The sequence below is a fragment of the Thalassolituus sp. UBA2009 genome, assembly GCF_002335285.1.
Lineage (GTDB): Bacteria > Pseudomonadota > Gammaproteobacteria > Pseudomonadales > Oceanobacteraceae > Venatoribacter > Venatoribacter alkanivorans.
The window spans coordinates 2,087-22,279 of sequence record NZ_DDCJ01000056.1; the positions used below are offsets into that span (position 1 = coordinate 2,087).

The 20,193-nt window shown below is 55.2% G+C and carries 15 protein-coding genes; 6 read left to right on the forward strand and 9 right to left on the reverse strand.

The window, feature by feature from the left end; genetic code table 11:
- The 9 genes from B3P58_RS05905 to B3P58_RS05945 all read right to left on the reverse strand — a co-directional run.
- A partial coding sequence (locus B3P58_RS05905) for an efflux RND transporter permease subunit (RefSeq protein WP_286716486.1) occupies positions 1–3,077 on the reverse strand: 3,077 nt, incomplete at its 3' end.
- Positions 3,074–4,276: an efflux RND transporter periplasmic adaptor subunit gene (locus tag B3P58_RS05910; protein ID WP_286716487.1), complete on the reverse strand. Its 1,203-nt coding sequence runs from the start codon at positions 4,274–4,276 to the stop codon at positions 3,074–3,076. The genes B3P58_RS05910 and B3P58_RS05905, both read right to left, overlap by 4 nt.
- Positions 4,273–5,655, reverse strand: a complete 1,383-nt coding sequence (locus B3P58_RS05915) for an efflux transporter outer membrane subunit (RefSeq protein ID WP_286716488.1) — start codon at positions 5,653–5,655, stop codon at positions 4,273–4,275. Before B3P58_RS05915 ends, B3P58_RS05910 begins: the two co-directional genes overlap by 4 nt.
- A gap of 173 nt (positions 5,656–5,828) precedes the next feature.
- A complete protein-coding gene (locus B3P58_RS05920) occupies positions 5,829–7,121 on the reverse strand; it encodes a hypothetical protein (RefSeq protein WP_286716489.1) in 1,293 nt (430 codons plus the stop codon).
- Between the two features lie 19 nt (positions 7,122–7,140).
- A complete protein-coding gene (locus B3P58_RS05925) occupies positions 7,141–7,944 on the reverse strand; it encodes an outer membrane lipoprotein-sorting protein (RefSeq protein WP_286716490.1) in 804 nt (267 codons plus the stop codon).
- Positions 7,941–10,313 (reverse strand): efflux RND transporter permease subunit, encoded by a 2,373-nt coding sequence (locus B3P58_RS05930; protein WP_145469030.1) that lies wholly within the window; start codon positions 10,311–10,313, stop codon positions 7,941–7,943. Before B3P58_RS05930 ends, B3P58_RS05925 begins: the two co-directional genes overlap by 4 nt.
- 30 nt (positions 10,314–10,343) lie before the next feature.
- Positions 10,344–11,315, reverse strand: a complete 972-nt coding sequence (locus B3P58_RS05935) for a TetR/AcrR family transcriptional regulator (RefSeq protein WP_286716491.1) — start codon at positions 11,313–11,315, stop codon at positions 10,344–10,346.
- 148 nt (positions 11,316–11,463) lie between these two features.
- Positions 11,464–11,952 carry a chemotaxis protein CheX gene (locus tag B3P58_RS05940; protein WP_145469032.1) on the reverse strand — a complete coding sequence of 163 codons (489 nt, stop codon included), beginning with the start codon at positions 11,950–11,952 and terminating at the stop codon, positions 11,464–11,466.
- Positions 11,953–12,073: 121 nt separating this feature from the next.
- The gene (locus tag B3P58_RS05945; protein WP_145469033.1) at positions 12,074–12,637 is read right to left on the reverse strand and encodes a hypoxanthine-guanine phosphoribosyltransferase; all 564 of its coding nucleotides are present in this window, start codon (positions 12,635–12,637) and stop codon (positions 12,074–12,076) included.
- A 218-nt stretch (positions 12,638–12,855) separates the two neighbouring features.
- Here B3P58_RS05945 and dapE point away from each other — a divergent pair, with 218 nt between their 5' ends.
- The 6 genes from dapE to B3P58_RS05975 all read left to right on the forward strand — a co-directional run bounded on the left by dapE (position 12,856) and on the right by B3P58_RS05975 (position 20,017).
- The gene (gene dapE / locus B3P58_RS05950; RefSeq protein WP_286716492.1) at positions 12,856–13,983 is read left to right on the forward strand and encodes a succinyl-diaminopimelate desuccinylase; all 1,128 of its coding nucleotides are present in this window, start codon (positions 12,856–12,858) and stop codon (positions 13,981–13,983) included.
- Between the two features lie 10 nt (positions 13,984–13,993).
- A complete protein-coding gene (locus B3P58_RS05955) occupies positions 13,994–14,839 on the forward strand; it encodes a putative RNA methyltransferase (RefSeq protein ID WP_145469035.1) in 846 nt (281 codons plus the stop codon).
- A gap of 127 nt (positions 14,840–14,966) precedes the next feature.
- Positions 14,967–15,674 (forward strand): TetR/AcrR family transcriptional regulator, encoded by a 708-nt coding sequence (locus tag B3P58_RS05960; RefSeq protein ID WP_286716493.1) that lies wholly within the window; start codon positions 14,967–14,969, stop codon positions 15,672–15,674.
- Positions 15,671–16,108 (forward strand): DNA polymerase III subunit chi, encoded by a 438-nt coding sequence (locus B3P58_RS05965; protein ID WP_286716494.1) that lies wholly within the window; start codon positions 15,671–15,673, stop codon positions 16,106–16,108. The genes B3P58_RS05960 and B3P58_RS05965 overlap by 4 nt, the downstream gene beginning before the upstream one ends.
- Positions 16,108–16,890 (forward strand): hypothetical protein, encoded by a 783-nt coding sequence (locus B3P58_RS05970; protein WP_286716495.1) that lies wholly within the window; start codon positions 16,108–16,110, stop codon positions 16,888–16,890. The genes B3P58_RS05965 and B3P58_RS05970 overlap by 1 nt, the downstream gene beginning before the upstream one ends.
- A 184-nt stretch (positions 16,891–17,074) precedes the next feature.
- On the forward strand, positions 17,075–20,017 hold the full coding sequence (locus tag B3P58_RS05975) for a valine--tRNA ligase (RefSeq protein WP_286716496.1): 2,943 nt from the start codon (positions 17,075–17,077) through the stop codon (positions 20,015–20,017).
- The last annotated feature ends 176 nt before the right edge of the window (positions 20,018–20,193 follow it).

A 20,193-nucleotide genomic window follows, 5' to 3' on the forward strand; every position in this document is an offset into this window, starting at 1 on the left:
GCCAGCAGGATTTTGTCCAGCAACACATAGAGTGAAGGCAATATCAGCAGGCAGATAAAGGTGGTGAACAGAATACCAAAGCCCAGCGATACCGCCATCGGTGTAATAAACTGTGCCTGGCGGGAGGTTTCAAACACCATCGGCGAAAGCCCGCCAAAGGTGGTCAGGGTGGTCAGCAGAATCGGCCGGAAACGGCGGACACCCGCTTCACGAACTGCTTCCAGCGCACTCAGCCCGGCCTCCAGCCGACGGCGGTTAGCGTAGTCAATCAGAATCAGACTGTCGTTCACCACCACCCCGGCCAGCGCCACGATGCCCATCACCGACATAATCGACATACTGTAACCGAGCAGCAAATGGCCAATAATCGCCCCTACAGCGCCGAAAGGAATCACCACCATAATCAGCAATGGCTGGCTGTAGCTGCGGAACGGAATCGCCAGCAGTACGTAAATCAGCAGCATGGCGAAAAAGCCGTATAACTGCAGCGAACTCATGCTCTCCTGGGTATCGGCCTGACGGCCGCGGAAATCAAAATCCAGCGTTGGGTATTTTGCCCGCAGATCGGCAAAGGCTTCTTCGCGCAACACCGCCATCACCGCCGGCACCTGCTCGCGCGGTTCCACTTCAGCCGTCACCGTCACTACCTGGCGACCATCACGACGGGAGATGCTGGCCGGAGACAGCTCTTTATGCAGAATGGCGATATCTGCCAACGGTACATAACCGCCCTGTGGGGTCAGAATCATCAGCCGCTCGATATCGGCACTGAACGCCCGCTCCTCCTGCGGCAGGCGCACCAGCACCGTCACTTCATTACGTTCGCGCTGCTGGCGCAAGGCACGGGCACCATACAGTGCAGCACGAATCTGCTGCGCCACCACATCGGCTTCCAGCCCAAGACTGCGCCCCCGCTCATTCAGCTCGATATCCCACTGCGGCTTACCGTTGGTAAAGCTGGATGCCACATCTTTAACACCGCCAAGCTGCTGCATAAAGTCGCCCAGCTCAGCACTGGCGGTGGCCAGCAGTTCGGTATTACTGCCGCGCAGTTCAACCGTTAAACCGGCACCACCGGACGGGCCGCCACCACGTTCGGCATCAAAGGTCAGACTGCGGATACCCGGAATTTCACCAATGGCCTCACGCCAGCGTTTTACCACTTCGTTGGCCGATACCGGACGCACTTCGGTGTCCACCAGTTTGGCCTGAATCTCAATGGTGGCGTTTTCAATATCGCCTTCCACACTGACCAGCAGCGGTTTGCCCTGCGCTTCAATCGGATCAACCACCTCTTTCAGCCGCGCTTCGAGCAGATCACGTACCTGCTGTGCCTGACTGAGCGGTGCATTAGGCGGCATTTCTACCTTGGCGACGGCAAATTCCCCTTCAAGACGCGGGAACATACTGAAGCCCATACGTCCGCTCATAGGCCAGGCCAGTACAATCAGGGCAATAGCCACCGCGATTGCCAGAGTTAATCCCGGCGCACGCAGGCTGCCGTCCAGCAATGGCAGATAGCGTGTCTGAATAAAACGGTGCAGACCTTTATCCACGCGTTGCTGCAAACGGTCCAGCCAGTGCGGATCGTGCAATACATCGCGCTTTTTCATACGCCCGAGGTGCGCCGGTAAAATAAATAAGGCTTCCAGCCAGGAAATAATAAAACAGCTGATCACCACAATAGGGATGGCAATAAAGAGTTTGCCCATCATGCCCGGCAACGCCAGTAATGGCAGAAACGCGGCTACGTTGGTGAGAATGGCAAAGGCCAGCGGCATGGCGACTTCTTTGGCACCAAAAATGGCGGCATCCATAAAAGGCATGCCCTTCTGCATATGCTCGTAGATATTTTCGCCGGCAATGATCGCATCATCGACCACGATGCCCAGCGCGACGATAAAGGCGAACATGGAGATCATATTGATCGACATATCCCAGCCCGGCAGCAGCAACATGGCGCCCATAAAGGCCGTCGGAATTCCCATGGTGACCCAGAAAGCCAAACGGTATTCGAGGAAAAGACTGAGCAGCACCATCACCAGCACCAGTCCCACCACCGCGTTTTTCAGCAGCAGCCCCACCCGTTGTTTATAGGTTTCGCCATCATCGTCGGTAATGATCAGCGACATGCCCGGTGGTAACTGCGGACGGATTTCATCAAGCTTTTTGTACACCGCTTCCACCACCGTCAGCGGCGTCTGGCTTTCCGCACGGTAGACCTTAAAGCTCATCGAGGTCTGGCCGTTGTAGGTAATTTCGCGGTTACTGTCACTGAAACCGTCACGCACTTTGGCGACGTCACCAAGGCGTAACTGCACACCGGATATGTCGCTGATCAGCGGAATCTGACGGAATTCTTCCGCCCAGTACAGACGGTCATCGAGGGTAACCAGAATGTCGCCGCCGTCGGTTTTTACGCTGCCGGCACTCTGCTCAATGGCGTTATTACCGATAATGGCGGCCACATCGCTCAGCTTAAGGCCATAACGCTGCAGATCGTTCTGGCTGATTTCAACGTGAATTTCTTCATCGTTGATACCGCGTAATTCCACCTTGGTAATGTCCGGCGATTCCAGCAGCTGATCTTTAATCTGCTCGCCCAGACGCTTTAATCCGAACTGATCCAGCGGACCGAATAACGCCAGCTCAATCACATCAATCGAACGGCTGGCGATTCTCACCAGTGGCCGCTCCATCTGTGCCGGGAAAGTAGAAATACGGTTAACCGCCTGCTGAATATCCTGATAGGCCTGCTGACGATCGACGCCGTTCTCCAGCTCGGCGGTGATCTGGGCCGAGCCCTGAGTCGCAGTGGAGACAATTTCTTTCAGGCCATCGATACCCGACAACTCGTTTTCAATCGGCAGAATAACGCCCTGCTCCATTTCTGACGGCGTTGCTCCGGCATAACCAACCGAGACAATCACCATGTCGGCTTCGTAGCTGGGAATAAATTCTTTACGGATATTCAGCGACATTAAAAAGCCGCCAATAATCAGAAATGCCATCAGCAGGTTGGGCGCAACCCCATGGCGTGCCATCCACGCCACCGGCCCGGTATAACGCAGACTCATGGACGTGCTCCATCAGCCTGTGGGCGTATATCGTTCTGAATGCGTACCGCCATACCATCGGTAGCGCTGTCGATACGGCTGAGCAGCAGCTGATCACCAGGCTGCAGACCGTTTTGCCCATCCTTGCTCTTATCCCCGGCCGCCGCCAGCCAGGCCTGTTCACGGCCACGGTACAGCACATTGACTTTGCGCTTATACAGTGCGTTGTTATTGACGACCCACAGGGTGTCATCGTCATTCAGATGACGGACATCAATGGTCACAGCCCCGCTCAGTAAACGGCCGGGCAGCTGTACATCAATAAAATCGTTCACCAGCACCAGCGGCTGTCCTGCGGCCAGTGGCTGATCCAGCTCCAGCACCACCTTGGCCTGCCGGTCACTGCTGTCGACATCCGGCAGCACATTAAGAACACGGGCGCTGCGGGTTTTCCCCTGCCAGCCACTCATGCTCAGCGTGGCGTCTGCGCTGCTGTCGAGCCAGTTCAGGAAAGCACGTGGCACTTTGACTTCAATCCAGTAGCGTTCAGTACTGACCAGATCAAACAGCACAGTACTGCTGCCAACCTGACTGCCGGCGCTGACATGACGCGCCATAATCTGACCGGCAAAGGGCATACGTACCTCGGTACGGGCCAGATTCAGCCGCGCCTGATCAAGGTTGGCTCGGGCAGTACGCAGTGCGGCTTTGGCTTTGGCCAGCTGTGGTTCACGCAGCACCAATGCACGTTCTTCTGCACTGAGTTTTTCGGCGGCCAGTGCATATTCTTCCCGCGCCAGTGCGGCCTGCCCCTGTTCAATATCGAGATCGGCCTGAGCCTGAGTCAGCGCGGCCTGGCTCTGCTGCACCTGCAGTTCAAAATCGGTTTTCTCCAGCGTGGCCAGCAGACTGCCTTTGGCCAGATACGCACCCGGTAGCGCATCCTTACTGATGTCCGCCACCCGCGCACTGACCTGTGCGGTCAGGGTTACACTGTCGGCCGCCATCACCTTGCCACCAGTGGGCCAGAATGGCCGGGCATCTTTGCTTTCCAGCGCGGTCACTTCCACCAGCCGTGCCTGAACTTCGGGTTTTACCCGCTGGGGTTTCGGGGCAGACGTCAGGATGTACCAGGCCAAAGCCCCGCCAACCAGTAAAACCAGCGCGACCAGCAGAACATTGCCTGAAGCCGGACGACGATGACGGCGTGCACTCATCATGACGGTGTTTCCTCTTTACTGAAGTCGCCATGACTGACGGCTTTGTATAACTGAATACGGTTTTGCAGCTGGCTCCAGCGGGCATTTAACAACTGCTTCTCCAGACTGATCACATCCTGCTGCGCATTTAACAGGGCCAGAAAGTCGCCGACGCCTTTGCGATAGCGGTTGTTCTGGAAGGCTTCGGTTTTGCTGGCCAGTTCCAGTTGTCGCTCCAGGCTGACCACCAGCGCCTGACTCTGACGTTCGTCGGTCAGCGCCTGCTGTACTTCCTGCGCGGCGTCCAGCAACGCCTGCTGATACAGCGCCAGGTTCTCATCTACTGCGGCACGCTGTTGTGCAACGGCGGCACGGCGGTTGCCACCATCAATTAAGGGCAACACCAGACCACCGGCCAGATTCGTCAGCCAGTTATCAAATACCTTGCCCAGATCTTCGTCACTGCCACTGTAAGAAGCGCTGAGGGTAAAACGCGGGTAACGGTTAGCGACGGCCGCGGCAAGGCTGGCATTGGCACTTTGCAGCTTAAAGAAAGCCTGCTGCACATCGGGGCGTTGCTGTAAGGCACTGACCGGTACGGTTAACGGTGTGGTGTCGAGCTGCGGCAAGGATTGCGTCTGATAAGCGCGCAATTCGCTGTTTTCCAGCGCCGCCGCCGACAGCCATTCACTGTGCCCCATCCACACAGCCAGCTGCTGGCGGTAACTGTCACGCAGGCCTTCGGCACTGATCAGGTCAGCATTAATGGATTCCAGTAATTGCTCCTGCTGCCAGACATCGGAAACCGCCGCCTGTCCGCGCTGAAAACGCCCGCGGATTACCTGTAGCGCCGACTGAACCCGCGCCTGTTGTTGTTGCAGCAATGCCAGGTTCTGCCCTTCTTTAATCAGGCCAAACCAGTTAAGGGCAATTTGCCCGGCGACCGTATTAGCCTGAGTGCGTGTTGCGGCATGACTCGCCAGCGCGGTTAAGCGGCCGGCCTCATCAAGAGCGGACACCCGCCCCCAAAAGTCGAGTTCGTATTCTGTGGAAATACCCGCCGACCATAAGTCGCTGGTTGTGCTTTCACGCCAGCTGCGGGATTTACTGAGGGAAACGTTAACATCGGGATACTGGCCACTGGCATTCTGCCGCCAGAGCGCACGGCTTTGAGCAAGGCGCGCCCAGGCGGCCTGCAGGCTGTAATTCTGCCCCAGTCCCTGTGCAATAAACTGGTCGAGTTGCGGGTCGTTAAAGGATTGCCACCAGCGGTTAACACTGATGCTGTTCTGCTCAGTACCGGCGTTATTATTCTGGCCGGTAAAAATGTCCGGTAATGCTGTCTCGGGTGGTTCAACCGGTGTAACGCTGGCGCATCCGGCCAGTGCTAAAACCGCCACCGCCGCAGTGCCGCGCCACGGAACCCTGATGATAAAGCGCACAGAGACTTCTACGCAGTGAAAAGGCGCATAATAGGCGCGCAGCGGAAAAGATGAAAATGGTGTTTACCCATCTTTACCCGTACCCGCCACACACCCTCGCTGCACACAACTGCCATTCAACGCATGGCTGCTCAGTAAAAAATATTCAGACTGACTTCAATATAGTCATCCTGACGAAGGCTGTAAGCCAGCGTATCTTCCTGATCATCAGCCATAAACATCCAGCCATTCACTTTTAACGTAGTGAAATCCGTCAGACGTGTGCTGGCTTCGAGCATAACCCCACGGCTGCCGCTGTAATCCAGATCCTGAGTAATACCGGCCAGAATTTCACTGGAGTCGGCATCGTTAAATGCCAGACGGGTAGCCGCAAACACATCGTTCTGTGCCATAGCCGCGTCGTTGCCGCGCTGGTCGTACTGATATTCAAGCAGCAGACCAACATCCAGCGCGCTGTCCCAGCGCTCAGCAAAAGGCCCCACCAGGGTATATTCAAAACCACCCACTGCGGCGCTGTAATCCCGCATGCCGGCTACACCCAGTGTTTTCAGATCAGCAGCCACATGGTCATCGAAATCACGACGCAGAACTTCCAGCTTCCACAACCATGCATCCACCGTTGCCTGCGCGGTAATACCCAGCTGACGCTGCAGCGGATAATACGGCGTTAATCCGGTTATCTGTGGCCCACTGCCGCTCAGGGTGATATCCGGTGTTAAAAAAGGATCACGGGCGGTGCCCTGAAACCAGGCCGCGCTTAAATCCAGCGGTGCCTCCGCCACTTCAAACGAGCGGCTCCAGCGCAGCGCCCAGTCGACGTGTTCTTTTTCTTCCGCCGCCTGATAATCAGCCTCGTCACTGACCAGCAAAGCAGAACGCAGGCGCCCTTTTTCGCCGGCAAAAGTACGCTCGCGGAATCCCGGTAAAATAAAAGCTTCCAGAGTGCCGATCTCATGCAACCAGGTCGCATGCACCATTGGCTGGCCGAGTTTTTCTTCGCCGTCCGGTGCTTCCACCAGATCGGTCTGGTTAATAACATCGACCAGATGCTGTGACTCAGTTACGCCCCAGAACACTTTGCCGATACCGGCACGCACTTCCCAGCTGGAGCCGTAGGTCAGCCACATCAGCTCACGGATATCACCATGACTGCGCTCATCATCGGCACTGTCATAACGATAAAAAGGCTTAAAGGTCAGGCGCTGGGTATCGCCCCACTCCCACACCAGCTCAGGCTCTGCCCAGACTGACAGCACGCTGTCTTCCTGTTGCGGAAATTGCGCTTCCTGCAAAAACTGGCGCCCTTCAACGGCGCCCTGCAGGGCCAGGTCGGGCATAAGCCCGGCGCTGGCGCTGGTACTGGCATTAACACTCAGCGCAATCAGGGCGCTGCTCTGTAACGTGATGGTTATCAGCCGTTTCATACCGATTGCGCCCTCCTGCTCAGCGTACGCGAGAAAGCGTGGCATCGTTAAAATCGGCATCCGTCAGGCCGGTATCAAAACGCAGCTCGGCGGTATTCAGCACGGTGCTTTTACCGTTCTGATGATTCACCATGGTCAGCACATCGGCGCGCCAGAATTTATCTTTATACAGTTTATAACCAGAGAAATTCAGGGTTTTCAGCAGGCTCTTTTTACGGTCATAAAACTCAACCTGTTGTGCACGCAGGTGTTCGGTATCCAGCCAGACAATCTGTTTGGTATAACCGGAATATTCATCTGCCGGAATCTGTTCAATCACATGGCAGACCACACCGTTCAGCGTTTCTTCACGCAGGTAGGTAAAGCTGTATTTCTCCAGTTCAAATGAACTCATATCTTCGTACGCAAATTCACTGCCCATAAACGGACCGGATTTATTGCGTGAAGCAATACGTTTAACGCGTTTCAACGCCGGCAGATACAGCCACTGTTCATCCGGTTTTCCGGTGTGCGAGAAATTCAGAAACGCGGTGCCTTTCACATCGCGCGGCTCATCAAAAATGGTCAGGCCTTTATCACCGTCATCCACCACTTCGAGAGATTTTAGGCGCATTTCTCGTACGCTTTCTTCACCCTGAGAATTACGCAGGGTCATGGTCATTTTTGCTTCACTGTCGCCCCAGCCCAGATCACGTTGTTTGCGGTCTTTGGCAATGGCCAGTCCCTTCTCCGCTGCGTCAGCAGCAGGTTGTGCCGCATCAGCCTGCGCAACCAGCGGGCTGACCAGAGTAAATGCCGTAATAAGGCTCAGAAAAATCTTCATAATGTTTCCCCTGTGAGAATGGATGCAGGATTTGGATCTTGTTGTACGTCTTGCCGGGCTTTTTGTTGTTCTTCAGCGTTACAGTGTGCCTGATTATTTTTATCAAGGCGCAATAAAAATGCCGGCAGGAAGAAGAAATCGACCAATAAGGCAATAAAAATAATCAGCGCTGTGGCCAGTCCCATATCGGAATTCAGGCGGAACGCTGAGAATGCCAGCATAGAGAATCCGGCCACCAGTACCACGGTAGTAATCAGCAAGGCACGGCCAACGCTGGAAAATGCGTAGCGTACCGCCGCTTCTGCGTCTTTACCATCATCGCGGGCACGTTTGTATTTGGCCAGGAAATGCACGGTATCATCGACGATAATCCCCAGTGTCATCGAGGCTACAATCGACAGGCCCAGGTTAATTTCACCGGAAATCAGCCCCCAGATACCAAAACCGACCAGCGCCGGGCCAAGGTTCGGAATCAGACTGATCGCTCCCAGGCGCAATGAGCGTAATGCCACCACCAGCAGTGCCGAAATTAAAATCAATGCCGCAATCATGCTGATGATCATGCTGTCCATATTGGTTTCACCGATATGCGAGAACATCAGTCCCGGACTGGCCGCCGTCAGGCGGATACCGGCTGCGTTTTCCGCAAACCAGGCACGGGCACGGTCTTCCAGCGCGACGATTTCTTTACTGCCCAGATTTTTCAGGGTCGAGGTCAGGCGGGTCGAGGATTTATCCACGTTCAGCTGATTATTCAGATCCAGTCCGTAAGGCAACGACATTTCATACAGCAGCAGATATTGCGCGGCCAGCTCACGATCCTGTGGAATGCGGTAATAGCTTTCGTCATCACCGTGCATATTTTTATTCAGACGCTTAAAAGTATCCGACAGCGTTGTCACATGATCCACTTCCGGCTGTTGACGCAGCCATTCAGCAAAGGCCTCGGTTTTAGCGATAAAAGCCGGATCATTCACGCCCTGAGCTTCACCGGTATACAGTGCCCAATCGATGGTCTGGGTACCGGAAAGATAAGCTTCCTGAGTATCCACCGAATCGCGGAAGTCGGTGCCTTTGGCAAAGTACTTGGTCGCTTCATCGTTCACTACATTCAGTGTGACCAGCGAGCCGAAAATCAGCATCAACAACGCCGTAACCGGCAACAGCGTGCGCTGATGACGCACCACCCAGCCACCGAATTTTTCCATACCGCCATGGTGCTCAGGCGACACTTTTACCCGCACTGGCAACAGCAGCAACAATACCGGCAACAGGGTTACTGAAAGAGCAAACGCCACCATCACACCAATCGCGCTGAGAATACCGAAGTCGGCCAGCACCGGAGATTCCGACAGCACCAGCGTCAGGAAACCCACTGCAGTGGTTGCACTGGTAATAAATACCGGCATTAAATTCAGATCGAGGGCAAAACGTATGGCTTCGCTGCGCGAACGCCCTTCACGCATTGCAAATTGTGCCGAAGCTATTAAATGTACGCAGTCAGCCACCGCCAGTGTCATCACCACAATCGGTACGTTAATAGTGCCGGTGGACAGGAAAAAGCCGAGCCAGCCACCCAATCCCATAGTCACACTGATGGTCAATATCAGCACCAGCACCGTTGCCAGCATGGCCAGCACGCTGCGCAGCATAACGGCCAGCATTAACACAATCAGTCCCAGCATCGCCGGCACCAGGGTGGCCATATCTTTCTGACCCTCGGTGGCGAAACTGTAATTCATCGGAATCACACCGGTATGATAAAACGCCGCCTGCGGATAGCGGCTGCTCAGTTCGTTGGTCAGCCCCTTAACGAAATCGACCACTTCAATCACTTCGGCGGTGTTGTTGGGGGTATCCGGTATCTGCACGGTGATGTTCACCACCGCAGCGCGGCCGTCAGCGGCCACCAGACCACCATTCAGATTCGGCTCATTAATGGCAATATTGCGGATGCGCTGTAACTCAGCGGGGGTTAAATCCTGTGGATTCTGTACCAGATCCTCAACGATCATATCGTCGTCTTCAGACCAGGTATGCTGGAAATTCACCACCGAATCGACGCGGCTGGAAAATGGCGTCTGCCAGGCCTGTTCCGTCAGTTCTGCCAATAAAGTCAGATTTTCGTTGGTGAATACATCGCCATTTTGTGGCACGACCAATACCGAAATATTGTCGTTTTTATTGAAGATGCGCTGCATCTCCTCAAAGTCCTGCAGCGGGCCATAATCATGCGAAAAGAAGACTTTATAATCACCGCGAAAATAAAGGTTCTTACCGCCAAACGAAGCACCAAACGCCAGCACCAGTAACAATAAAAGCAGTATCCACGGATACCGCAATATGGTGTTTAACCAGAGTGTTTTCATACGCTTTCCCTGTAGTTATTAATGGTTCAGTTATTTCAAAGCACCTAACTGCGCCATTTCCGGCGCAAATACATCGCGTTCGACCCGTTCCCAGCTGGCCTGATAATCCCACTCTGAAGACAGAGGCTTAAAGCCCATACCATCGAGCAGAATATTACAGCTGATAAGAGCAACATTGGTTCCTAACGCGCGGCTGACCGCGGTGATATCACAGGCCGTTGTCATCAGTGCATTCAGACCAAATGCCTGCGCCCAGCTGATAAATGCCATTAATTCCACGGTTAATTCCGGGCTGTCCTGCAGGTAGCCCTGCTCAATGGCGTTACGGTAAATATCATCCACTATGCGGGTAACACGCAGGTCACACTCATCGATTAATTCACTTCGGGCTGCGGATGTTTTTTCGGTAAATGAGGGGGTTTTCGCCGACAGAACAGCCAGCGACAACGTTGGCTGCAGGCTGGCATAGAGGTGATAAGCAACGTTCATTGCCAGTATTTTTTCCCGCAAGGTTCCGTCAAATGCAGCAGCACGGCTGAACATATCTTCCATCATTGCCATACCACGCAGACACAGCGCCGACAGGCAGTCTTCCTTACTGGAAAAATGGTTATACAGTGTGCCTTTGGAATAGCCACTGGCACGCACCAGCTTATCCATCGAAAAATCGGCAAAGCCATCGCGGTTCAGCAATTCATGGGCAATATCCAGCAACTGCTGTTCACGCTCAGCAATTTTTTCGGCTTTGCTTTTACGCAGACCCAGAGGGCAATCGGCTTTGCCGGCGCCTAGCTTGCCGGAAAACAACGGAAACAGCGGCTTATTGCCGCCTTCGGAGCTTGACTCACTGGCCATCCACAGGCGCTTATCGGCCATCAACGGCGCGGCAGAATCACCAGCCTGACACAGCACCGGAGCACTGTCGGCACGCAACATTTGCTGAATCTGCTGCAACAGGCGCTGCTGTCGCTCGGGAGAAATATACTTTAACAACCACTTCATTTTGACGATCCGTCGAAAATTGACGAACCGTCATATTATTCTCTTCTGCCTAAACAACAAGTCCTGCCCGAGGACATTTCAGGCCAGAATCAGCAGCACCCAGGCATAAAAAAACCGGCATAACGCCGGTTTGTTAAGACAGCCCCACTCAGGCATTCAGCACTGCACGCTTCAGACTGGAGGACAGTGCCACCTCAATAAAAAATGGCCCGGCACTGGTTTCAAACGGAATCACCAGCACCGGGCCGGTGGTTTCATGGGGAATATCCATCTCGCCGGAAAGAATACCGGGCTTGGCCATGTCAAAATCATAGCCTTTTTCCCACAGCAGCTTACGCGCACCACCCGACAGCATATTGGTCAGCTCGCCGGTCAGGTCATGGCAGGTTTCGTCCACCTCAGCGATGCTTTCACCCAGCATACTGCTGCTGATTTTAATAATGGCGCCGGCAGAAAAACTGATGGCAAGTGAGCCACGTACGCTGTCACCTGACATCGGAATAATACCGGTAACCACACCTAAAGGCTGACGCCCCTCTTTCAGATAAGGCTTGCCGTATTCGCAGCTCATGGATGCCATGGTGGCCAGAATGTTATTGATTGTCTCTACAAACGGGTTAATAAACTCAACATTCATACGCAGGTTCACCTCTGCAATACAGTGTAGCGAAACCAGCCGGGAAACCCATCTGCGGGATAGACAAAAAAGGCGCCAAAAGGCGCCTTTTATAACCAACCGTTCAGCAAACGCTGACGAATTACAAACCTTTCACCGCGTAGATGCCCGGCGCATTACGCCAGTAGCCACGGTAGTCCATACCACAGCCAAATACGTAACGGTCTTCAACATCCATACCGATAAAATCGATCTTCAGATCAGTGTTTTTACGGTCATGAACCTTGTTCACCAGCACCGCGGTCAGAACTTCTTTCGCGCCCTGCTGCTGACAGGATTTCACCACTTCGGCCAGGGTGTTTCCTTCATCGAAAATGTCATCCAGGATCAGTACGGTACGGCCTTCCATCGGCACCGATGGTGGCGCCTGCCATTGCAGATCGGTTTGTCCTGAAGTTTCGCCACGGTAACGGGTGGCATGCATATAACCCTGCTCCAGTGGGAATTGCAGCTTGGTCAGCAGACGACCGGCCATCACCAGACCACCGTTCATGATGCTGTACACCACCGGCAGGCTGCTGCTCAGACGTTCTGAGATATCCGTAGCCAGCTGATTCAGCGCGGCTTCTACGTCAGCTTCGGATTTCAGCAGATCAGCTTCTGCCATCACTTGGTTCAGTTCTTCAAGAGTCAGGGGCTGGCTCATGTTATCTACCTTAAATAGTGCTGGTCGGCCGGAAAATCCGGCGGGTAAAAAGCCGGCTATGGTATCACCGCCACCGGACGGCGCAACGGCTTATTGGGTCAGCCGCTTTAGCTACCCCGGCCAGCGCGCAAAACAGCCGCGGTTTTGCTATGATGCGCGCCATTTTAAATTCTGCGGTCCGGCGCACTCCGGCCCGCCTTTGCCGATCAGGAAACAGCATGACCCCCACTCTGCAACTGGCCTTTGATTTAATCGCCCGCCGCTCAGTCACCCCGGATGATGATGGCTGTCAGGCCCTGATGATGGAGCGTCTGGCCGCCGCCGGTTTCAATAACGAAGCACTGCGTTTTGAAGAGGTGGAAAACTTCTGGTCACGCCGTGGCACAGAGGGCCCGCTGGTGTGCTTCGCCGGCCATACCGATGTGGTACCTACCGGCCCGGAGGGGCGCTGGAGCCACCCGCCGTTCACGCCAACCATTGTCGATGGACTGCTGTACGGCCGTGGTGCCGCCGATATGAAAGGCTCGCTGGCCGCCATGGTGGTTGCCTGTGAAAACTTCGTGCGCAAACACCCAGATCACAAAGGCTCCATCGCCTTTCTGATCACCTCCGACGAAGAAGGCCCGGCGAAAAACGGCACGGTAAAAGTGGTGGAAACCCTCGAAGCGCGTAACGAGAAGATCGATATGTGCATCGTCGGCGAGCCATCTTCCACCAACGCTGTTGGCGATGTGGTGAAAAACGGCCGCCGCGGCTCACTGGGCGCCGTGCTGCATGTACACGGTATTCAGGGCCATGTGGCCTACCCGCACCTGGCGAAAAACCCGGTACACATTGCCGCCCCGGCACTGGCTGAACTGGCGGCAGAGCACTGGGACGAAGGCAACGAATTCTTCCCGGCCACCAGCTTCCAGATTTCCAATATCAAAGCCGGTACCGGTGCCACCAACGTTATTCCCGGCGAACTGGAAGTGGTGTTCAACTTCCGCTTCTCCACCGAACTGACCGCCGATATCCTGAAAGAACGCACCCACGCCATTCTCGATAAACACGGCCTCAGCTACGACATCGACTGGAACCTGAGTGGCGAGCCTTTCCTGACTGCGCGCGGCCCATTGGTCGAAGCCAGCGTACAGGCCATTAAAGAAGTCACCGGTCGCGACACCGAACTGTCGACCGCCGGCGGCACCTCCGATGGCCGCTTTATTGCGCCAACCGGTGCCCAGGTACTGGAACTCGGCCCCTGCAATGCCACCATCCATAAACTGGATGAGCACATTGTCGCCGAAGATCTCGACACCCTGACCGTGATCTACGAACGCATCCTCGAATTACTGCTGGCCTGAGAGACAACGCGTGAACAAAGTGATTGCCTGCCCGGTATGCGGGCTGGAGCTGCAGGCCGCTGATAAGCGCTGGAGCTGCAGCGCCGGCCATACCTATGATGAAGCCCGTCAGGGCTACCTCAACCTGCTGCTGGCCCAGCATAAAAAATCGAAAGCGCCGGGTGACACCCTGGAAATGGTCGACGCCCGCCAGCGCCTGCTCGACAGCCAGGTCTACCGGCCGATTTCCGATATGCTCAATCAATGGGTGCTGGAACTGGCACTGAACCACGACGGTGGTCTGCAGATTGCCGACGTTGGCTGTGGCGAAGGCTATTACACCCAGCGCCTGCAGGAAGTGCTCGACGATCATCAGCTGCCGCATTGTTTATATGGTGTCGATATTTCCAAAGACGCCGTCCGCCGTGCGGCACGGCGCAGTAAACAGATCGACTGGCTGGTCGCCTCCGGCGGCCAGCTGCCCTTTACGGCGCACAGCCTGGATCTGATCACCTGCCTGTTTACCAACCTGATGCCGCAGGGTTTTGCCCGCGCACTGCGCCCAGAAGGGCAGATTGTGCTGCTCAATACCGGCCTGCATCATCTGGTGGAACTGCGCGAAATCATCTACGACGAAGTAAACCTCGCCGCCCTCGATCCGCGTCCGGCCATGGCCGAACACGGCTTTGACTGCAAAGGCGAGCAGACCCTGAAATACCGTGTCAGCCTGACCAGCAACCAGCAGATTATGGACCTGCTGATGATGACCCCACACCGCTGGAAAGTGCGCAATGAAGCGCTGCAACGCCTGGAAGCGTTGAACGAACTGGAGGTAACCATCGACGTGGTTCTGCATCAGTTCGGACAATCGGTGTGACGCAGCGCAAAGAGCCTGACAGCAGCATTTGCCTTGCCCTGAGGCCAGAGGTAGCATTCTGGCCTCAGTTACCAACATGGCAGCCCTTGTCCGACCGGCCCAAGCCGGCACAGACCAGCCCGACCTCATGACCTGTATCCGCCAGCGGGCAAAAAGCCCGGAACAAAAAGCCCTGCGCCGCCAGCAAATTCTGGACGCCGCCGCCGGCTATTTTGCCGAAGCCCCCTTTGAACAGGTGAGCCTGCACGATATTGCTCAGCGGGTCGGCATCACCAAAGCTGCCCTGTACCGCTATTTCCGCAGCAAAGAGGCCCTGTTTCTGGCGCTTTACCACCAACAGATGGAACGGCTGATTGAACACGGCGAGCAACTGCCGCCGGGTGATGATGCTGCCATCGTCTGCGCTCAGGCCCTGGCTGAGGAACCCCTGTTCTGCCGTCTGAATGCCATTCTGCATACCGTACTGGAACGCAATCTGACCGAAGACGAAGCGCGTAACTTTAAGCTTGGCCTGCTGCCACTGCTGCAGCGCTTTGCCACATTAATCAGCCGCTGGCTCAGCATCTCAGTAGCCGAAGCGGTAGAACTGCTGCTGCATATTCAGCAGGCCATGATTGGCTGCTGGCATATCTGCCACCCGAGCAAAACCGTGGCCGCCGCCATTGCCGAGCCACCGCTGACCCTGTTCCGGCTCGAATTCAGCGCCACACTGCAGCAGCACCTGAGCTGGCTGTTTGCCGGCTATAAAGCCAGCCATATACACCGTACAGCCGGTAACGCTCTCAATAGCGGACCGGCTCATAACAGCCCCGACAGCACGGCAGAAACACAATGACCCAGGTTGATTTTTACATCCTCGCCGCCCAGACCCGCGCCGAACAGATGCTGTTTGCCTGCCGCGTGGTGGAAAAAGCCTTCAGCAAGGGTAACCGCGTACTGATTCAGGTCGATGATGAAAGCATCGCCCGCCAGCTTGACGAGCAACTCTGGCAATTCCGCGACGATGCCTTTGTGCCGCACACCCTGCTCAGCGCCAGCGACGCTCCGGCCGACTGCCCGGTCAGCATCAGCTGGCACAACGATCCCGGCCATCATCATGATGTGATGGTGAATCTCAGCAGCCAGCTACCGGCGTTTTTCAGCCGCTTTCAGCGATTTATTGCCGTCGTAGTACAGGAAGATCAGGTGCTGGACTACACTCGTAGTCACTACAAATTCCTCAAAGACCGGGGCTACCCGATCAACAATATCGACATGAGATTGCGTTAATGAACCAACGTAACGACCAGGACGAACCCGGCAATCTGCTGCGTGAACTGGAAAACCTGCAACGTGTACTCGATGATGCCGCCAGCGATCAGGTAGACCACAGCCGCAGCATCCCGACACTGGACCCGACCGATGACATTCCGCTGCTGGACGAACTGTTCAGCGAGAATGACATTCCGGTATTAAAAGCCGTATCGGCCAAACCAACCGCAGTGCCACTGCGCCCAATAGCCGATAGCAGCCGCCCGGCAAACCAACCGGCAGCCAAAGCGGCAGAAAGCAACGCAACGCAGAACAAGCCAGCAGAAGGCAAACCTCAGGCCGCCAGCCCACGTCCGGTATTGCGCGCACAGCCATTACCCGACGTGGTGATTCAGCGTCCGCAGGGCGATATGCCAGCCCGGCCAGCTCAGGTATCTGCCGCGCCACTGGTCGGCACAGAAACAACCGCACCGGTAACGACCCCGGCCACAGAGACATCGGGCAATACTGGTGCTGCTCCGGCACGGGTATCGGCTAACCCCTTTCTGCCCCAGGCCATTCTTGATCGCCTGACCCAGGAGCGCGAAGCCGCCCAGCACAGTGCTCAGGAGGCACACCGCACCATGCAGCGTGTGATGGAGCAAAAGCAGGCGCGCGCCAGCGAACAGGCCGTGCAGCAACATATGCAACAACTGACCACGCTGCAGAAAGAACACCTGATCGACCAGCTGGTTGCCGAAATGCTGCCGCAACTGACCGAACGCCTGCGTGAAAAGCTGCGCGAAAAGCTGAATCACTGACCTTCCCGCCACGGCGGTTCCGGCAGCCGCCGGAATCGCCTCACAAACAGCGAAACGCTGCAAAACCCTGCCCCTGAACCGCAGTTTCCGTTATAATCGGCGCCATTTTTTTGAACCCGAAACCAGCCAGCCTCTGCCCCGCCGGGACTGGCTGCGATAACGACGAGACGAGCAGCAGCGAACCATGGATAAAACGTACAAGCCCAGCGCCCTTGAACAAACCTGGTACCAAGAGTGGGAAGAAAAAGGCTACTTCAAGCCTTATCAGGACGGACTGACCGGCGAAGGTTACTCCATCATGATCCCGCCGCCGAACGTCACCGGCTCGCTGCACATGGGTCACGCCTTCCAGCACACCATTCAGGATGCCCTCACCCGCTACAAGCGTATGCAGGGTAAAAAAGCCCTGTGGCAGGTAGGTACCGACCACGCCGGTATCGCCACGCAAATGGTGGTTGAGCGCAAACTGGCCGCCGAAGGCCAGCCTGACCGTCACGAATTAGGCCGTGAAAAATTCCTCGAAAAAGTCTGGGAATGGAAAGAACAATCCGGCGGTACCATTACCGGCCAGATGCGTCGTCTGGGTAACTCGGTCGACTGGGACACCGAACGCTTCACCATGGATGACGGTTTCTACAAAGCCGTACAGGAAGTGTTTATCCGCCTGCACAAAGACGGCCTGATTTACCGTGGCAAGCGCCTGGTCAACTGGGACCCGAAACTGCATACCGCCATTTCTGACCTGGAAGTGGAAAATAAAGAATCCAAAGGCTTTATGTGGCACCTGCGTTATCCGCTGGCGGATGGCCTGAAAACCGCAGAAGGCAACGACTACATCGTAGTGGCCACCACCCGTCCGGAAACCATGCTCGGTGATACCGGTGTGGCGGTTAACCCGGAAGATCCGCGTTATAAAGATTTAATCGGCAAAGACATTATTCTGCCATTGGTGGGCCGCCGCATTCCGATCGTGGGCGACGAGCACGCCGATATGGAAAAAGGCACCGGTGCGGTAAAAGTAACCCCGGCGCACGATTTTAACGACTACGAAGTGGGCAAGCGCTGCGGCCTGCCGATGATTAATATTTTCACCTTTAATGCCGACGTGCGCGAAACCGCGCAGGTATTTAATACCGACGGCAGCGTGAATAACGACATCGACGCCAGCATCCCGGAAAAATACCGTGGCATGGAGCGCTTTGCGGCGCGTAAAGCCATTGTTGCCGATTTTGAGGCCGCAGGCCTGTTGCAGGAAATTAAAGACCACGATTTAACCGTACCTTACGGCGACCGTGGCGGCGTGGTGATTGAACCAATGCTCACCGACCAGTGGTATGTGGATGCCAAAACCCTGGCCAAGCCGGCGATTGAAGCCGTCGAAAACGGCGACATTCAGTTTGTGCCCAAGTCTTACGAAAATATGTACTTCAGCTGGATGCGCGATATTCAGGACTGGTGTATTTCCCGTCAGCTGTGGTGGGGTCACCGCATTCCGGCCTGGTACGACGAAGAAGGTAACGTCTACGTTGCCCACGACGAGGCCGAAGTACGCGCGCAGAATCATCTGACTGACGACGTCGAACTGCGTCAGGACAACGACGTACTCGACACCTGGTTCTCCTCTGCCCTGTGGACTTTCGGTACGCTGGGCTGGCCAAATCTGGACGATCCGGAAGTGGCCAAGCGTATGGCCGATTTCCATCCGACCGACGTACTGGTCACCGGTTTCGATATTATTTTCTTCTGGGTAGCGCGCATGATCATGATGACCATGCATTTCTGCAAAGACGAAGATGGCAAACCGCAGGTGCCGTTTAAAACCGTGTACGTTACCGGTTTAATCCGTGACGAAGTCGGCCAGAAAATGTCGAAATCCAAGGGCAACGTACTCGACCCGCTGGATATGATCGACGGAATTTCGCTGGATGAACTGCTGGAAAAACGCACCGGCAATATGATGCAGCCGCAGCTGGCGGAAAAAATCGGCAAGCGCACCAAAAAAGAATTCCCTGAAGGTATTGCCCCGCACGGCACCGATGCTTTGCGCTTTACCCTCGCTGCCATGGCCTCAACCGGCCGTGATATTAACTGGGATATGAAGCGCCTCGAAGGTTACCGTAATTTCTGTAATAAATTATGGAACGCATCGCGCTACGTGATGCTCAGCGTGGCGGGCGAAGAAGCCGTGGAAAACGCTGCCGCAGCCGGCACCAATATCGCCATTACTGACGAGATGAAAGTTGCCTGTGGTGCCAATGGCGAACCAGCCGTATTGTCACTGGCCGACCGCTGGATTATTTCGCGCCTGCAGAATGCCGAAAAAGAAGTAACCCGCCATATGGACCAGTATCGTTTCGATATGGCCGCACAGGCGCTGTACGAATTTATCTGGAACGAATACTGCGACTGGTATCTGGAACTGTCCAAGCCGGTGCTGTGGGATGCCAACGCGCCAGAAGAAGCCAAGCGCGGCACCCGTGGCACTCTGGTACGCGTACTGGAAGCCACCTTGCGCCTGGCGCACCCGATTATTCCGTTTATTACGGAATCGATCTGGCATCAGGTAAAAGATCTGGCCGGCAAAACCGGTGACACCATCATGCTGGCGCAATATCCGCAGGCACGGGACGCCTTTATTGATGCCCAGGCCGAAGCCGATATCGAATGGCTGCAGGGTGTGATCACCGCCGTGCGTAATATCCGTGCAGAAATGAATATTGCACCGGGTAAAGAACTGGAGCTTCTGTTTAAAAATGGCGACGACGAAGACTTCCGCCGCGCAGAAGAAAACCAGACCTTCCTGATGAAACTGGCCAAGCTGGAAAAACTCACCTGGCTGAACGACGGCGACGAAGAGCCAATGTCGGTCACCCAGCTGGTTGGCGATATGGAAGTGCTGATTCCGATGGCCGGCTTTATCGATAAAGACGCCGAAGTCACCCGCTTAGGCAAATCCATCGAAAAGCTGGAAAAAGAACTGGAGCGCGTAACCAACAAACTCGCTAACCCGGGCTTTACCGAAAAAGCACCGGCTGCGGTTCTGGAAAAAGAGAAAGAAAAAGCCGCAGGCTTTGAGCGCGACATTGTTAAGCTCAAAGAGCAGATCGAGAAAATTAAGGCGCTGTAAGCGCTGACTTACCGGCTCTGCAATAAAAACCGCCCACTTGATAAGAGTCGGCGGTTTTTTTTTATTTATGTCGGCCAGAAATACAGTAACATCCGCAGTCGTCAGCCAGTGAAAAATCTAAGCACACACCGGATAGAATAATGACACCCTTCCGTGATCTTGCCCCGATAAAACGG